Origin of the sequence: Tenacibaculum sp. Bg11-29 (assembly GCF_002836595.1) — a bacterium.
GTDB lineage: Bacteria > Bacteroidota > Bacteroidia > Flavobacteriales > Flavobacteriaceae > Polaribacter.
The window spans coordinates 2212882-2227878 of the sequence record NZ_PJBB01000003.1 but is presented as its reverse complement, the minus strand read 5'-3'; the positions used below and the strand labels follow the sequence as shown (position 1 = coordinate 2227878).

Below are 14997 nucleotides of genomic sequence, written 5' to 3'. Positions count from 1 at the left end.
TTTAATCAATTTTAAAAATATATTTGAGAAATTTCACCCCAAATTACGATACATTCAACACGTATTAATATGTGTTAAAATAAATAGATCGGGGGGGGATACTAAATTAAGTTTGCGAATGTAATTATAATTATAATATATAATAACATTTAAAATTATTATTTAAAAAAAAAAAAAATAAAAAGAAAAAAGCTCAATCCTTATTAAGGTAAAAACATGCCCCACATACTTTCACTTCAGAAACAATTATTTTATGATCATTTTCATAAAAATATTTGAAAGAAGTAACGCATATTACGGCTTTATAATTAATATGTTTAACAGGTTTTTAAGGATAAAACTCTAAATTAAATCACCAGAAATCTACTACTTCTAGAATTAGCATTAATTTTCATTATAAATAAGTGAAATCAATATAAATAATTCCTATACATAAACAAAAAAACATAAGATAAATCAATTGAAAATACAATTAAAAAACAAGCTTTAAGGCGTTTTAAAAAAATAAAGTACAAACCTAATAAGCTTCATAAAAAAAACACATATACCCTATCTTAAAATGAATTCTTTTAATTTACTGACAGTAAAATCAACTTCTTTTAATGTTGTTAACTTACTAAATGAAAATCTGATTGATGTTTTTGTTACATCCTCTTCTTTTAAAAAACTCATTAAAACATGCGACCCTTTACTAGCTCCACTTTGACATGCGCTTCCACCAGAAACTGCTATTCCTACTAAATCTAGATTAAATAATAACATCTTGTCTTTTAATTGAAAACGAACATTTAATATAGTGTAACTACTTTTTTCTAAATTATCAGACTCTCCATTAAACTGAACATCCTTAAAATTAGTTTTTAACTGCTGAATAAAATAACTTTTTATTGCTACTATATGCTCTCTATCTTCATCTAATTTTTTATACGAAATTTCTAAAGCTTTTTCCATTCCTAAAATAGCATGTACATTTTCAGTACTAGATCTTACACCATTCTCCTGTCCTCCTCCATGTAATATTGGCCTAATAGAAATACCTTTTCTTACATATGCAAAACCAATTCCTTTTGGCCCATGAAATTTATGACCGCTAGCTACAATAAAATCTATTGGTGTTTTTTGTAAATCTAATTGGTAACGACCAATTACCTGCACAGTATCCGAATGAAAATAAGCATCATGTTTTTTACACAAAACAGCAACATTTTGAATAGGCAATAAATTACCTATCTCATTATTAACATACATTAAACTAACTAAAGTTTTTTCGCTTGTACTTTTTAAAACAACCTCTAAATCATCCAATTGAATCACCCCTTGCTCATTCACATTAACATAATCTACATCTATATTATATGTTTTCTGCAAGTACTCTACAGTACGTAAAACGGCATAATGTTCTATTCTAGAAGTTACAATTCTTTTCACACCTAAGTTCAAAACCGCATTGTACAAAATTAAATTATCAGCTTCCGTACCTCCAGCTGTAAAGAAAATTTCTCTTGCAGATACATTAAAATGCTTTGCTATTTTTTTTCTTGCTGTTTCAATAGCCGCCCTTGCTTTTCTACCAAACTGATGCACAGAGGAAGGGTTTCCAAAATTACTTAACATTGATTGTTGCATCACTTCCACAACTTCGAGCAACATAGGTGTAGTTGCGGCATTATCTAAATAAACAGCTTTCATAGTACAAAAATACAATTAATTAGCGTTCTGATATATATAAACTTCGGTTGCTCCTTGACCATATTTCTGATATGAAGCGTCATAATATTTCACAGGATAATTATTTAATAAGTAGTATAATTCAGTTTTTAAAACACCTTCACCTTTACCATGAATCAATACTAATTTTGATATACTTTTTGAAATACAATATTCTACTTTATGTTTTGCCGTTTCTAATTGTAATGATAAAATATCGTAATTATCCATCCCTCTAGTAGATTTAACCAACCTATTTACATGTAAGTCAACCTCCATTACCACCTCTTTTTTATCTTTTACAAAAAATGATTTTTCCTTTTTTTTTACCTGTCTTACCTTCTCTTTTAAGAACGGATTATTAACATCTATATACTTGCTCAATTCATTTTGATCTACATGTATTTTCACTAATTCAGCAGCAAAAAAAGAATACTCCATTCCACCTTCATCCTTAACAAAAAACATATTATTTTCTTTTCTTGTTATAACACCCCTAATATCAGCATCTAAAACCGCTACTTTATTACCTATTTCTAAACACATTCTTAACCTTTACTTAATTAACTAAAAGAGTTTTACGGTGTATTTTTGCAGCAAATACACGCTGCAAAAGAACTGTAAAAAAATGATAAACACTAAAAATATTAGCACAAAAATATTCTTCGAAGAAGCAAAAAAAGAAATAACCATTAGTAATGACCGTAAAGAACTACTTACGGATATTGCCGATGTAATTATTAGCGAATACCTAGACCGAGAAAAGATTAACTTAAACTTTATTTGCACACATAATTCTAGAAGAAGTCAATTTGCACAAGCTTGGAGTTTTTTTGCTGTTGAATATTTTGAATTGAACAATATTTTCACCTATTCTGGTGGTACAGAAACCACTGCTTTTCATAGAAATACTGTAAAATCTTTACAAAAAACAGGTTTTACTTTTAATGTTATCGATTTTTCTCATCAAAACCCACGATACCTAATCTCATTCAAAGATTCTAAAAAATCTATTTTAGGCTTCTCTAAAACATACGACAACCCCGACAATAGTTACCCATATATTGCTATCACAACTTGTGATAACGCTGATGAAAACTGCCCATTTATCCCTGATGCCATCAGTAGATTCCACCTACCGTACTCAGACCCTAAAAGTACTGACAATACCGATTTAGTTTCTGAAACTTATTTAAACACCAGTAAACAAATTGCAGGAGAGATTCATTTTATTTTCGATATCATAAAAGACAGCATTTAATTTAAAAAATCACACAACTGTATCCTTATCGTAAGGAATACTATCTAACACATGATTTATAACATTAATACGTGCTATTGTTTTTCGATTAGCACGTATTACTTTCCATGGTGATATTTCAGTATTTGTTTTCGAGAACATCTCTCGTTTATATCCTGTGTAATCATCCCAAAGTTCTTGCGCTTTTTTATCAACAGCAGTCATCTTCCATTGTTTTAAAGGATTGTCTTTAATATCTCCGAATCGTTTTGCCTGCTCTTTTTTATTAATAGACATGTATATTTTAACTAACCGAATACCCGACTCTAAAATCATTCTTTCAAAATCATTAACTTGATTCATAAACACCTGATACTCTTCTTGAGTACAAAACCCATTTACAGGTTCTACAACAGCTCTGTTATACCAACTTCTATCAAAAAAAACAATTTCACCTGCTTTAGGAAATTGCTCTACATATCTTTGAAAATACCATTGTGTTTTCTCATCTTCATTCGGCTTTGGTAAAGCTATAATTCGCATATGACGCGGATTAATTCTTTCTGTAATTCGACGTATTGCACCACCTTTCCCTGCTGCGTCTCGACCTTCAAAAATAATAATTATGCGCTCATTTTGATTTATAGCCCAAGTTTGCAAACGAATTAATTCAACTTGTAATTTTTTTAGTTTACGCTCATAATCAACATACCTAACCGCTCTCTCTAAATTAAAAGGCTTTGATAAAATTGCTTTTAATCCCTTATTCGAATTAAGCTTATCTACATCTTTTTGTGTTAATTTCTCCATAATTTAGTCTGAATGTTTTACTGAACGATAATAACGCATTACAATATTAGGATCAGGGTTTGTCATTATTTTTTGCGTTTCACTTCCCTGATAATCAAACTGCGACAATACATGACGTATACACTCCACTCTCGCTTTCATTTTATCATTTGTTTTTACAACTATCCACGGGCTGTATGTAGTATGCGTTTTACTAAACATTTCATCCCTATAAAAAGTATAATCATGCCACAACTCTTGCCCTTTTTTATCTACCGGACTAAATTTCCATCTCTTTAAAGGATCATCGTTTCTAGCATCGAATCTACGCATTTGCTCATCTTTAGATATCGATAACCAAAATTTAATAATAACTACACCATCTTCATATAACATATGCTCAAATTCTGGCACTTGAACTAAAAATTTCTTATACTCTTCTTTTGTACAAAACCCCATTACCGGCTCAACAACAGCTCTATTATACCAACTTCTATCAAAAAAAACAATTTCACCTGGATTTGGCAATTCTTTAATATATCGCTGAAAATACCACTGCCCCTTCTCTATCACAGTAGGTTTATTTAACGCCACCAAACGCATAGAACGAGGATTTAAATGCTCCATAAATCGACGAATATTCCCTCCTTTCCCTGCAGCATCCCGCCCTTCAAAAACAATAGCTACACGTTTATTTTTTTTAGCCACCCATTGCTGAAGTTTAACCAACTCAACCTGAAGCTCTTTTAACTCATTTTCATATGCTATTTTCTCTTTAACCTTATCTATAGAAACTCCTTTTTTATCAATTAACGCCAACAATTCTTCATTTGTTGAAACGCTTTCGAAGTCATCAATTGTAAGTTTTGGTTTATTCCCCATGTAATTTAAGTTGCATTACTAATAATTTAAGCTTAACATTGCTAAAATAAGACGATATTAACTGCTATGAAACAAAAAATATTATTTTTATTTATCATACTATTCACCTCTATAAATATTTTCTCTCAACGAAAATACAGTAAAGAGTTTAGTTTTTTAAATGATAATGATTTATATATATCTACATCTCAAGATAGATATTATACTAACGGTATGTTTTTTACTTATCGATATTTGAGTAGTAAAAACGCTAAAAATATAGAAAAAAAAATATTCGATATTCAAATTGGTCATCATATGTACACGCCTTTTAAAGCAACTGTTCAACAACATGGTGATCACGACAGACCTTTTGCTGGATACGCTTTTGGGAACTTCGGCATAAATTATTTTTATAAAAATGAATCTATCTTAAAAATAGCTATGCAAATAGGTACTCTTGGTCCTTCTGCGGTAAGTAAAGAACTACAAGATTTCATTCATGATATTTATGGCTACAAAAAAGCTATTGGTTGGAAATATCAGATTGCAGATGCCTTTGCCCTGAATTTAAACCTTGACTATATAAAAAACTTAGCAAACGATAATTACTTAGATGTTAATTGGGTAAACAACCTAAAAATAGGAACTGTATACAGTGACTTTTCTACAGGTTTTTACGGTCGTATTGGGTTAAAACCTTTACAAAAGATAATAAACTCTATTGCTTTTAATGGAAATTTAAATAGTAACTCTACAAATTTCAATAACGAAATTGAATCTTTTATATACATAAAACCGATGCTTAGTTATACTGCTTATGACGCGACTATTCAAGGAAGCTTCTTAAATAACAATAGCCCGATTACCTTTGAAATTGAACCTTTTAAATTTACCGCTGAGATAGGCATACGCTTTACTTTAAATCGATTCAATTTTGGTTACGCAATAAATTACCACACGAAAAAACTAAAAAGCATACGTGTACCTAAAAATAATTTTTACGGTACAATACAGTTAAATTATCAATTTAATTAATTATTTATTATGGTTAAAAAAATAATTTTTAAAACCATCAAATTAAGATATATTTGTAAATATAATAAACAGAAACTATACTAAATGAAATTTATCGTATCTAGCTCTCAGTTATTAAAACAACTACAAGTTTTAGGAGGAGTTATAAACAGCAACAATACATTACCTATTTTAGACAATTTCTTGTTTGAATTGGCTAACAATGAACTTAAAATATCTTCATCTGATCTTGAAACTACGATGACTTCGGTTATAGAAGTAGAAAGTACAGATTCTGGATCGATTGCTATTAATGCTCGTTTATTATTAGACACCTTAAAAACATTTCCTGAACAACCTCTTACTTTTAAAGCTGAAAGTGATAGTACTATTGAAATTATTTCTGAACAAGGTAAATACGACATGGCGTATTTTAGTGGAGAGGAATTCCCTAAAGCGGTTGAATTACCTTCACCTAGCAGTACTGAAATTCCATCACAAATTTTAGCTACCGCAATTTCTAAAACAATTTTCGCTGCTGGTAATGATGATTTAAGACCGGTAATGAGTGGAGTATTTTTTCAGTTCAATTCAAAAGAATTAACTTTTGTTGCTACCGATGCTCATAAATTAGTAAAATATACACGTACAGATGTTACCGCAGATAAATCAGCAGAATTTATCATGCCTAAAAAACCTTTAAACTTATTAAAAGGTATTTTAAATGGATCTGAAGAAAATGTTATTATCGAATATAATGACACTAATGCTAAATTTAACTTTGGTAATGTTGTTTTAGTTTGTCGTTTAATTGATGGTAAGTACCCTAATTACGAAGCTGTAATACCTAAAGAAAACCCAAATAAATTAACTGTAGATAGAGCTTCATTTTTAAACTCAGTTAAACGTGTTTCTATTTTCTCTAGTAAAACAACACATCAAATTCGTTTAAAAATGGCAGGAACAGAATTAAACATCTCTGCTGAAGATTTAGACTACTCTAATAAAGCTGACGAACGTTTACAATGCGATTATCAAGGAGATGATATGCAAATTGGATTTAACTCACGTTTTTTAAGCGAAATGTTAAATAACTTAAGCGCTAATGACGTTTTAATTGAAATGTCTTTACCAAACCGTGCAGGAATTTTAACTCCTATTGATGGTACCGATGAAGGTGAACAAGTTACAATGTTAGTAATGCCGGTAATGCTGAATAGCTAGACCTTAAAAATATAAATAAGAAAGACCGTTTAAATTATGTTTAAACGGTTTTTCTTATTAAAAAAATGCCTTTTCTAGTAGTTTACAACCTTAAAAGCAGTATTTCCATACCATTCTGCCCAATGTTCAGTATAACCTTCTACTGCTGTATAATGAAATAAGGCAGGAGCACCTACACAGAATTCATAAATTTTCATCACTTCATTTGTATGATTTGATATATTATCAAATAAAGGACTTCTGTTCATTCTGATATTAGTCCCAACAATTTTTGCCTGATAAGCTACTCCAAACTTTAACCTATTGTTTGTTTTAACGGTTACCCAAGCATTCCAAAACCACACTTTCCTATATTGTTCTGTTTTTGTTTTTGCACCAATAGAACTATAAAAGTACCAATGCTGATCAAATTGTTCAAGTCTCATTTTCACACTTCTATCATTTGAAAACGACTCATGACGAACAATTCCTCTTGAGGAAAATTCTTTTTTATTATTACCATGTTTATATACTTTTAAGAATTTATTATATGTAATCATTTTTTGATCAGAAACTTTAATCTTTCCTACTTTGTAATCTAACAAAAATGATTCAATTACATTTTCATTACCATGTTTGTAAGTATAAACAAACTCTCCATCTATTCTATAAATAGCCCCTTCAATACTAATTTCTCCATTTTTATTTAATAGATATAATAGCATACTATCACTAGAATTTACTTCTACAATTTCTTTTTTATTCAATTGATATCTCTCAGCTTCTTCTGCCTCAATATTATACGCTAACAATAAAGAAACCCTGCCACTTCTATCAAAATCTGATTTAGACAACTCTATCAAATCTTGACCAGACTCAATTGATTCTTTAATAAAAATTTCTAATTCTTTAAACGATGAAAAAGAGAGTATTCTTCCATCTGCTCTAGAAAGAACTTCATTAGTTAACTTTTCTTTTTCTATAATATTCTCATCTTCATTGCTTTGACATGCTACAGTTAGAATACTTAACATTAATAATAATAAATACCTATTCATAATAATTCATTTTAAATTTAAATCCCCCCTACTCTTTCGCTTTTCGGTTTACGCGATACATTCTTACCCTTTTTTTTTAGCAGATAAAACTATATTTACTTCTTTTAACTAGTATTAAAAAGAACTTCTACAAAACTATCTTCTTCTTAATATAAAATAGGGGTGCAAAAAATGGGGATTAACAGGTGGTAAAGACGGAGATTAATAGGGGAAAAAAACATAACAGATTTGTTTTTTCTGTAAAATTTAAACACTATTAATTAAATTATAGTTTTTGTTAACATCTTTCGCTTTAAAAAATGATAAATAATTGTAAATTTACCTCTTTCAAACTTTTTAAATTACAATGGGTAAAATAATAGCAATTGCAAATCAAAAAGGTGGTGTAGGTAAAACTACGACTACTGTAAATTTAGCAGCATCATTAGGTGTTTTAGAAAAGAGAGTCTTATTAATTGATGCCGACCCACAAGCAAACGCTACTTCTGGTTTAGGAATAGATGTAGATAGTGTCGAATTCGGGACTTATCAAGTTCTGGAGCACACTATATTGGCAAAAGAGACCATTTTAAAAACTGACTCTCCAAATGTTGATTTAATTCCTGCTCATATTGACCTTGTTGCTATTGAAATAGAATTAGTAGATAAGCAAGAAAGAGAATACATGCTAAAGAAAGCATTACAAGAAATAAAGAACGATTATGATTATATTTTAATTGATTGTGCTCCTTCTTTAGGTTTAATAACTTTAAATTCTTTAGTTGCTGCAGATTCAGTTATAATACCTATTCAATGTGAATATTTTGCTTTAGAAGGTTTAGGTAAATTATTAAATACTATTAAAAGTGTTCAAAAAATACATAATCCAGATTTAGATATAGAAGGTTTATTACTTACCATGTTTGATTCTCGTTTACGTCTTTCTAACCAAGTAGTAGAAGAAGTAAAAAAACACTTCAGTTCAATGGTTTTTGAAACAATTGTTCACAGAAATATTCGTTTAAGTGAAGCACCAAGTTACGGTGAAAGTATAATTTCATACGATGCAACCAGTAAAGGTGCTGTAAATTACTTAAATTTGGCAAACGAAATCTTAACAAAAAACGCATAATTACTGTAAATGGCAAAAGCAACTAAAAAACGAGCTTTAGGAAGAGGTTTATCAGCTTTATTAACAGAAACTGCTGAAGTAAATTCAGCGGAAGATAAAAACGCAGATAAATTAGTAGGAAATATTATTGAAATCGAATTGAGTTCTATAGAAGTAAACCCTTTTCAACCTAGAACTTATTTTGATGAAGAAGCTTTACGTGAATTAGCAAATTCAATAGAACAATTAGGTGTTATACAACCTATTACAGTTAGAAAACTAGCTAACAATTCGTTTCAATTAGTTTCTGGAGAACGTCGTTTTAGAGCATCTAAATTAATAGGTAATAAAACCGTTCCCGCATACATTCGTTTAGCAAACGATCAAGAAATGCTAGAAATGGCATTGGTTGAAAATATTCAACGTAAAAATCTTGACCCTATTGAAGTTGCACTTTCTTACCAACGTTTAATTGACGAAATTCAATTAACTCAAGAAGAACTAAGTACCAGAGTAGGTAAAAAACGTTCGACTGTTACCAATTATTTACGTTTATTAAAATTAGATCCTATTATTCAAACAGGAATGCGCGATAGCTTTATATCTATGGGACATGGTCGTGCACTTATTAGTGTTGATAGTAATTCTGATCAATTAAATATTTACGAAAAAATAGTTCGAGACAAATTATCTGTTCGCCAAACGGAAGAATTAGTTAAAAATATAAAAGCAGGTACCGTTGCTAAAACAGCAAAAAAGAAAACACTACCGAGCTTTGTTTCTGAAGGAGTAAAAGACATTAGTAACTATTTTGGTAATAAAATAGATGTTAGTGTTAACAATCGTGGTAAAGGAAAAATTTCTATTCCTTTTGACTCTGAAGAAGATTTTAATCGCATTAAAAACTTATTAAAATAAGTGAATAATCGTACTATCATACTTTTTTTATTTAGTTTTTTTTTGAGTCAAATTTTATTTGCTCAAAAAGATCCTACAGCTCTAAAAACAAAACAATTACAAATAGTAACCAATAAATACAACCCTTTATCGCCAAGTAAAGCAGCTTTTTATTCTGCTATTTTTCCTGGCGGAGGGCAGATTTACAATAAAAAATACTGGAAAGCTCCAATTGTTTGGGCTGCTATGGGTACTAGTGCTTATTATTATATAAACAACAGCAACGAATACGATAGATACAGAACTGCTTTTAGACTAAGAAAACAAGGATTAAAAGATGAATTTACTGATGTAGACGGAAAAACCTTAATATCTACACCTGGTTTAGAAAATGCACAAAAAGTACTTCGTAAAAACAGAGATCTATCGCTTTTAACAGGTATTTTATTATATGTCTTACAAATTGTTGAAGCTAGTGTTAACGCACACCTATTACAATTTGACACTACTGATAATTTATCTTTAAAACCAATGGTATATCCAGACCCGCTTTTTATAGAATCTCCTAAAGTAGGTTTAACACTTAAATATTCTTTTTAAAATGAAAATAGCCTTACTTGGTTATGGTAGAATGGGTAAAGAAATTGAAAAAATTGCTTTACAAAGAGGCCATGAAATTATAATAAAAACTTCTGATAAAGAAGGTTATGACATCTCTAAAGCTGATGTAGCAATTGATTTTAGCATTCCTTCTTCAGCATTTAATAATATTAGTAATTGTATAAATAATCAAATTCCTGTAATTTCTGGAACAACAGGTTGGCTTGATAGATATGATTCTATAGTTGAATTATGTAATCTTAAAAAAGGTGCTTTCATTTATGCTTCTAACTTTAGCCTAGGAGTAAATGTTTTCTTTGAGCTAAATAAACAATTAGCTAAAATGATGAATGCTTTAGAACAGTATAGTATTTCTATAGAAGAAATTCATCACACAAAAAAACTAGATGCCCCAAGCGGAACAGCAATTACATTAGCTGAAGGAGTTATAGAAAATACTAATAAAGAAAATTGGGAATTAGAGACTTTAACTTCTGAAAGAAACATCCCTATTACTGCTATTAGAACTCCAGATGTACCTGGTACGCATACCACCACATACAAATCAGTCGTTGATACTATTGACATTAAGCACACAGCTCATAATAGACAAGGATTTGCTTTAGGTGCAGTTATTGCTGCTGAATGGCTAGTTAATAAAACTGGTGTTTACACCATGAGAGATGTGTTAAACTTAGGTTAATTACGTAACAATCTAAAAAAAAAGACACTAATAATATTGAATTTCATTCCTTAATATAGGAAAACAAAATATACGCATTATGACATTTACCGAATGGTTTATATTCTTTTTAGTAATACAAGTAATTCACTTTTTAGGAACTTGGAAATTATATATTAAAGCAGGAAGAAAAGCTTGGGAAGCTGCTATACCTGTTTACAATGCCATTGTTTTAATGCAAATAATAAACCGTTCGAAATGGTGGGTTATTTTGTTGTTTGTTCCAATAGTTAACTTATTAATGTTTCCTATTATTTGGATAGAAACTTGTAGAAGTTTTGGCTTTAATCAACGAAAAGACACCTTATTAACAGTCTTTACATTAGGTTTATACATATACTATATTAATTATGTTACAGATACACCGTATATTGAAAACAGAAGCTTACAACCAAGATCTCCTTTAGGTGAATGGGTAAGTTCAATTGCTTTTGCTATTATTGCTGCAACCATAGTACATACCTATTTTATGCAGCCTTATACCATACCTACTTCTTCTTTAGAAAAAACATTGTTAGTTGGTGATTATTTATTTGTTAGTAAATTTCATTATGGTGCTCGTATACCTAGTACAACTGTGGCTGCGCCAATGGCACATGATACAGTTCCTCTTTTAGGTACAAAATCATTCTTATCAGATAACAAAAATAAAGATGGTTTTTTAAATAAACTCTCTTTACCATACATGCGTTTACCTGGTTTTCAAAACATTAAACGTAATGATATTGTTGTTTTTAGCTGGCCAGCTGATACTTTAAAAACAATGTGGGGTGATCGTTCGAGAGAAGCAACTTATAAACCTATTGATAAAAGAACCAATTATGTAAAAAGAGCAACAGGTATTGCTGGAGATACTTTAGAGGTTCGTGATGGCTATGTATTTATTAATGGGGAAAAAACAGTTTTACCGGATAGAGCAAAGCCACAATGGTATTTTATAGTTGATACTGATGGAAAACAACTATCAGAAACTGTAATAAGAGAATTCAATAAAAACAGAGAAGCTAGAATGTCTAATGACGGTGTTTATTTCTTTAATCTTACCGATAAAGAAGCAGCTATATTAGCTAAAAACCCTATCGTAAAAAGTATTAAAAAGCGCTTACATCCTAGTGGGAATTATGATAAAACTGTTTTTCCGCACCACCCAAAATACGCCTGGTCTCATGATAATTTTGGCCCTATTTATATTCCCAAAAAAGGAACTACTGTTGCTTTAAATGAGAATACCATTCCTTTTTATGAGCAAATTATTAGAAGATACGAAAACAACGATTTAACAATTTTTGGAAATGATATTTTCATCAACGGTAAAAAAGCTAAAAACTACACTTTTAAGCAAGATTACTACTGGATGATGGGAGACAATCGCCAAAATTCATTAGATGCAAGAAACTGGGGATATGTACCTTTTGATCACGTAGTTGGTAAACCTGTTCTTATTTGGTTAAGTTGGGATCCTAATGCACCTAGTTTTATGGCCAAAATGAAATCTATTCGCTGGGACAGAATGTTCACCACTGTAGGTGGTAGTGGTAAACCCAATTCATACTTGTGGTTAGCGTTACTTATAATCGGTGGCTATATTGTTTATAGTTTTTATAAAGGTAAAAAGAAAGCATAATGTCACTTTTTATACCAACATACTTTGCCCCTATTTCACAATATGCAGTGATTTATAAAACTAATGCCGTTGTTTTTGAATTTGAAGATAACTATCAAAAACAAACTTATAGAAATAGGTGCTATATTTATGGAGCTAACGGAAAATTAACTTTAAATGTACCTGTAAAACATTTACTCAACGAAGGTCGAAAAAAAACAAAAGATACTTTAGTTGAAAATGATATTCAATGGCAACAACAACACTTTAAATCATTGTTATCAGCATATCGTACATCTCCTTTTTTTGAGTTTTTTGAAGACGATATATCTAAATTATTTAGTAAAAAATATAAGTACTTACAAGATGTAAATATAGATACGCATCTATTTATCACTGACGCATTACAATTAAACACTTCTTTTTCTAAAACAACAACGTATGATGTAACGCCTAATATTACTGATTATAGAAACTTAGCACTTGCTAAAAAAGGTGTTGAGATTGAAATTGACACTTATATTCAAATGTTTGATGATAAACACGGCTTTATACCAAACTTATCTATTTTAGATTTACTTTTTATGGAAGGCCCCAATGCTATTAGTTTTTTAGAAGAAATTTATTTTAAATAAAAGATACTGCACATCAAAGAACAACTTTATTCTTTCCTCATTTTGTTTCACTCAATTAAAAGCTTAAATTTAATAGACTTTAATTTATTTTTTATTTTTGAGTAAAAAATGTAAATTTGAGAGAACTACAATACTTCTTTTATTATGGACTTCTTCAGAAATTTTGTTTTTAATATTCATCGCGTTTCAGAAAGTTCTTTTACAAAACTTAATAAACTAATACAACAAAAAAAACTTCTTAAAAACCAAGAACTTGTTCATTTAGGTCAAATACCAACTAATTTTTATATTTTAAGAAAAGGAATTGTAAGAGCTTATATTATAGACGAAAAAGGAAAAGAGCACACCAAAACCATATACACTCCTGTAGTTACTTCAGGAAACTTAGGTGCTTTAATTAAACAAGAACCTTCTAATTTAATTTATGAATGCCTCACAGAATGTGATGTTTTAGAGTGTAATTATGCTTCTTTTTATGACTTAACATTATCACATCATGATTTATCGATTTTTCATCATAGAGTTTTAGAAGCAATACACATTAGAGAAGAAAGGAAAATATTAGAACTTTTAATGTTAAATGCTACACAACGATATGAAAAATTGAAAGAAAGGTTTCCTAAAATTGATAATCTAATAAATCAATACCATATTGCTTCCTATTTAAATATAACGCCTGTTCAATTAAGTAGAGTTAGAAAAAATTACAGAAATTAATTTTTATAAACACATGTTAATGTAATACCTATAAATATGAAATATATTTGTAATGTAATTAACAAGTTTATATTTTAAAACTAACCTCTTTTACGTGGTTTTCTTAAAAAAATCAGACAAGTCTAAAACGAGTATGTCTGATTTTATATGTCTTTCATTTTCTTTTTTATAAAAAAAACCTTAAATTTAGCTACCTTACTTAAGGCTAACTTGTTAATTCCATTTTTTTATGAATAGTGATATTGAAAATTTTCTTTCTCAGTATATTGATTTGCCTGAAAACATAATTTCACTTTTCAAAGAAATAATTACCTATATAGAGTTAGAGCCTTTTGATTTCCTAACTAAAACAAATGAAAACTCTACTTCATTTTTCATTATAAAAACAGGTATCGTTAGATCTTATTTACAAACTGAGTGTGGTAAAGAAATTACTAGAACTTTTTTTCTTCCTGGTCAATTAACTGGAAATATAGCTGCCTTAATAAAAAAAACACCTTCAAATGTAAACTACCAAGCTTTAACAAAAATCACTGCTTATAAAGGTGATTTTATAAAGTTTAAAGAATTAGTTTTAAAACATCATAAACTTAGTTTGTTATATGTAAAAACGATGGAGAGTACTTATTTAAAAACTGAAAGCTTAATTTTAGAAATCTCTACTTATAGTGCTACTGAGAGATATTTAATGTTAAAAAAAATAATTCCAGATATAGATAATATAATTGCTCAACGCTACATAGCTTCTTACCTTAATGTTTCACCTGTACAATTAAGTCGAATTAAAAAGAACCTTAGCCTATTTCAATTAAAATAATTCTTAAAAACTAATTTAAAG

General features: G+C 29.5%; 16 protein-coding genes. 11 read left to right on the top strand and 5 right to left on the bottom strand.

The features are described from left to right. Positions 1-549 precede the first annotated feature (549 nt). Both CXF68_RS10245 and CXF68_RS10240 read right to left on the bottom strand, forming a co-directional pair. Complete coding sequence (locus tag CXF68_RS10245) at positions 550-1689, bottom strand: cysteine desulfurase family protein (protein ID WP_101044360.1); 1140 nt, start codon at positions 1687-1689, stop codon at positions 550-552. A 15-nt stretch (positions 1690-1704) separates the two neighbouring features. Next, the gene (locus tag CXF68_RS10240; RefSeq protein WP_101044358.1) at positions 1705-2253 is read right to left on the bottom strand and encodes a Smr/MutS family protein; all 549 of its coding nucleotides are present in this window, start codon (positions 2251-2253) and stop codon (positions 1705-1707) included. A gap of 82 nt (positions 2254-2335) precedes the next feature. Between CXF68_RS10240 and CXF68_RS10235 the strand changes: the two genes are divergently transcribed. Further along, positions 2336-2968 carry a hypothetical protein gene (locus CXF68_RS10235; protein WP_101044355.1) on the top strand — a complete coding sequence of 211 codons (633 nt, stop codon included), beginning with the start codon at positions 2336-2338 and terminating at the stop codon, positions 2966-2968. A 9-nt stretch (positions 2969-2977) separates the two neighbouring features. Here the strand turns inward: CXF68_RS10235 and ppk2 (CXF68_RS10230) are convergent, their stop codons facing one another. Both ppk2 (CXF68_RS10230) and ppk2 (CXF68_RS10225) read right to left on the bottom strand, forming a co-directional pair. Continuing rightward, positions 2978-3757 carry a polyphosphate kinase 2 gene (ppk2, locus tag CXF68_RS10230; protein WP_101044353.1) on the bottom strand — a complete coding sequence of 260 codons (780 nt, stop codon included), beginning with the start codon at positions 3755-3757 and terminating at the stop codon, positions 2978-2980. Between the two features lie 3 nt (positions 3758-3760). After that, entirely contained in the window at positions 3761-4618 is an 858-nt protein-coding gene (gene ppk2, locus CXF68_RS10225; protein ID WP_101044351.1) for a polyphosphate kinase 2, read from the bottom strand. A gap of 66 nt (positions 4619-4684) precedes the next feature. Here ppk2 (CXF68_RS10225) and CXF68_RS10220 point away from each other — a divergent pair, with 66 nt between their 5' ends. Both CXF68_RS10220 and dnaN read left to right on the top strand, forming a co-directional pair. Then, the gene (locus CXF68_RS10220) at positions 4685-5635 is read left to right on the top strand and encodes a lipid A deacylase LpxR family protein (RefSeq protein ID WP_101044349.1); all 951 of its coding nucleotides are present in this window, start codon (positions 4685-4687) and stop codon (positions 5633-5635) included. 84 nt (positions 5636-5719) lie between these two features. Then, a complete protein-coding gene (gene dnaN, locus CXF68_RS10215; RefSeq protein ID WP_101044347.1) occupies positions 5720-6838 on the top strand; it encodes a DNA polymerase III subunit beta in 1119 nt (372 codons plus the stop codon). A 74-nt stretch (positions 6839-6912) separates the two neighbouring features. On the opposite strand, the gene CXF68_RS10210 is transcribed toward dnaN, so the two are convergent. Beyond that, entirely contained in the window at positions 6913-7875 is a 963-nt protein-coding gene (locus CXF68_RS10210; RefSeq protein ID WP_157821905.1) for a hypothetical protein, read from the bottom strand. A gap of 346 nt (positions 7876-8221) precedes the next feature. Between CXF68_RS10210 and CXF68_RS10205 the strand changes: the two genes are divergently transcribed. The 8 genes from CXF68_RS10205 to CXF68_RS10170 all read left to right on the top strand — a co-directional run bounded on the left by CXF68_RS10205 (position 8222) and on the right by CXF68_RS10170 (position 14976). Then, on the top strand, positions 8222-8986 hold the full coding sequence (locus CXF68_RS10205) for a ParA family protein (protein ID WP_101044343.1): 765 nt from the start codon (positions 8222-8224) through the stop codon (positions 8984-8986). A 9-nt stretch (positions 8987-8995) separates the two neighbouring features. After that, positions 8996-9883: a ParB/RepB/Spo0J family partition protein gene (locus CXF68_RS10200; protein WP_101044341.1), complete on the top strand. Its 888-nt coding sequence runs from the start codon at positions 8996-8998 to the stop codon at positions 9881-9883. A 42-nt stretch (positions 9884-9925) separates the two neighbouring features. Then, positions 9926-10462, top strand: coding sequence for a DUF5683 domain-containing protein (locus CXF68_RS10195; protein ID WP_232771637.1), 537 nt, complete (start codon positions 9926-9928; stop codon positions 10460-10462). A 1-nt stretch (position 10463) separates the two neighbouring features. Next, positions 10464-11165: a 4-hydroxy-tetrahydrodipicolinate reductase gene (gene dapB / locus CXF68_RS10190; protein ID WP_101044337.1), complete on the top strand. Its 702-nt coding sequence runs from the start codon at positions 10464-10466 to the stop codon at positions 11163-11165. A 79-nt stretch (positions 11166-11244) separates the two neighbouring features. Then, positions 11245-12828 (top strand): signal peptidase I, encoded by a 1584-nt coding sequence (gene lepB, locus CXF68_RS10185; RefSeq protein ID WP_101044335.1) that lies wholly within the window; start codon positions 11245-11247, stop codon positions 12826-12828. Beyond that, the gene (locus CXF68_RS10180) at positions 12828-13442 is read left to right on the top strand and encodes a WbqC family protein (RefSeq protein ID WP_101044333.1); all 615 of its coding nucleotides are present in this window, start codon (positions 12828-12830) and stop codon (positions 13440-13442) included. Before lepB ends, CXF68_RS10180 begins: the two co-directional genes overlap by 1 nt. 144 nt (positions 13443-13586) lie before the next feature. Beyond that, the gene (locus CXF68_RS10175; protein ID WP_101044331.1) at positions 13587-14159 is read left to right on the top strand and encodes a Crp/Fnr family transcriptional regulator; all 573 of its coding nucleotides are present in this window, start codon (positions 13587-13589) and stop codon (positions 14157-14159) included. 229 nt (positions 14160-14388) lie between these two features. After that, positions 14389-14976, top strand: a complete 588-nt coding sequence (locus CXF68_RS10170) for a Crp/Fnr family transcriptional regulator (RefSeq protein ID WP_101044329.1) — start codon at positions 14389-14391, stop codon at positions 14974-14976. The last annotated feature ends 21 nt before the right edge of the window (positions 14977-14997 follow it).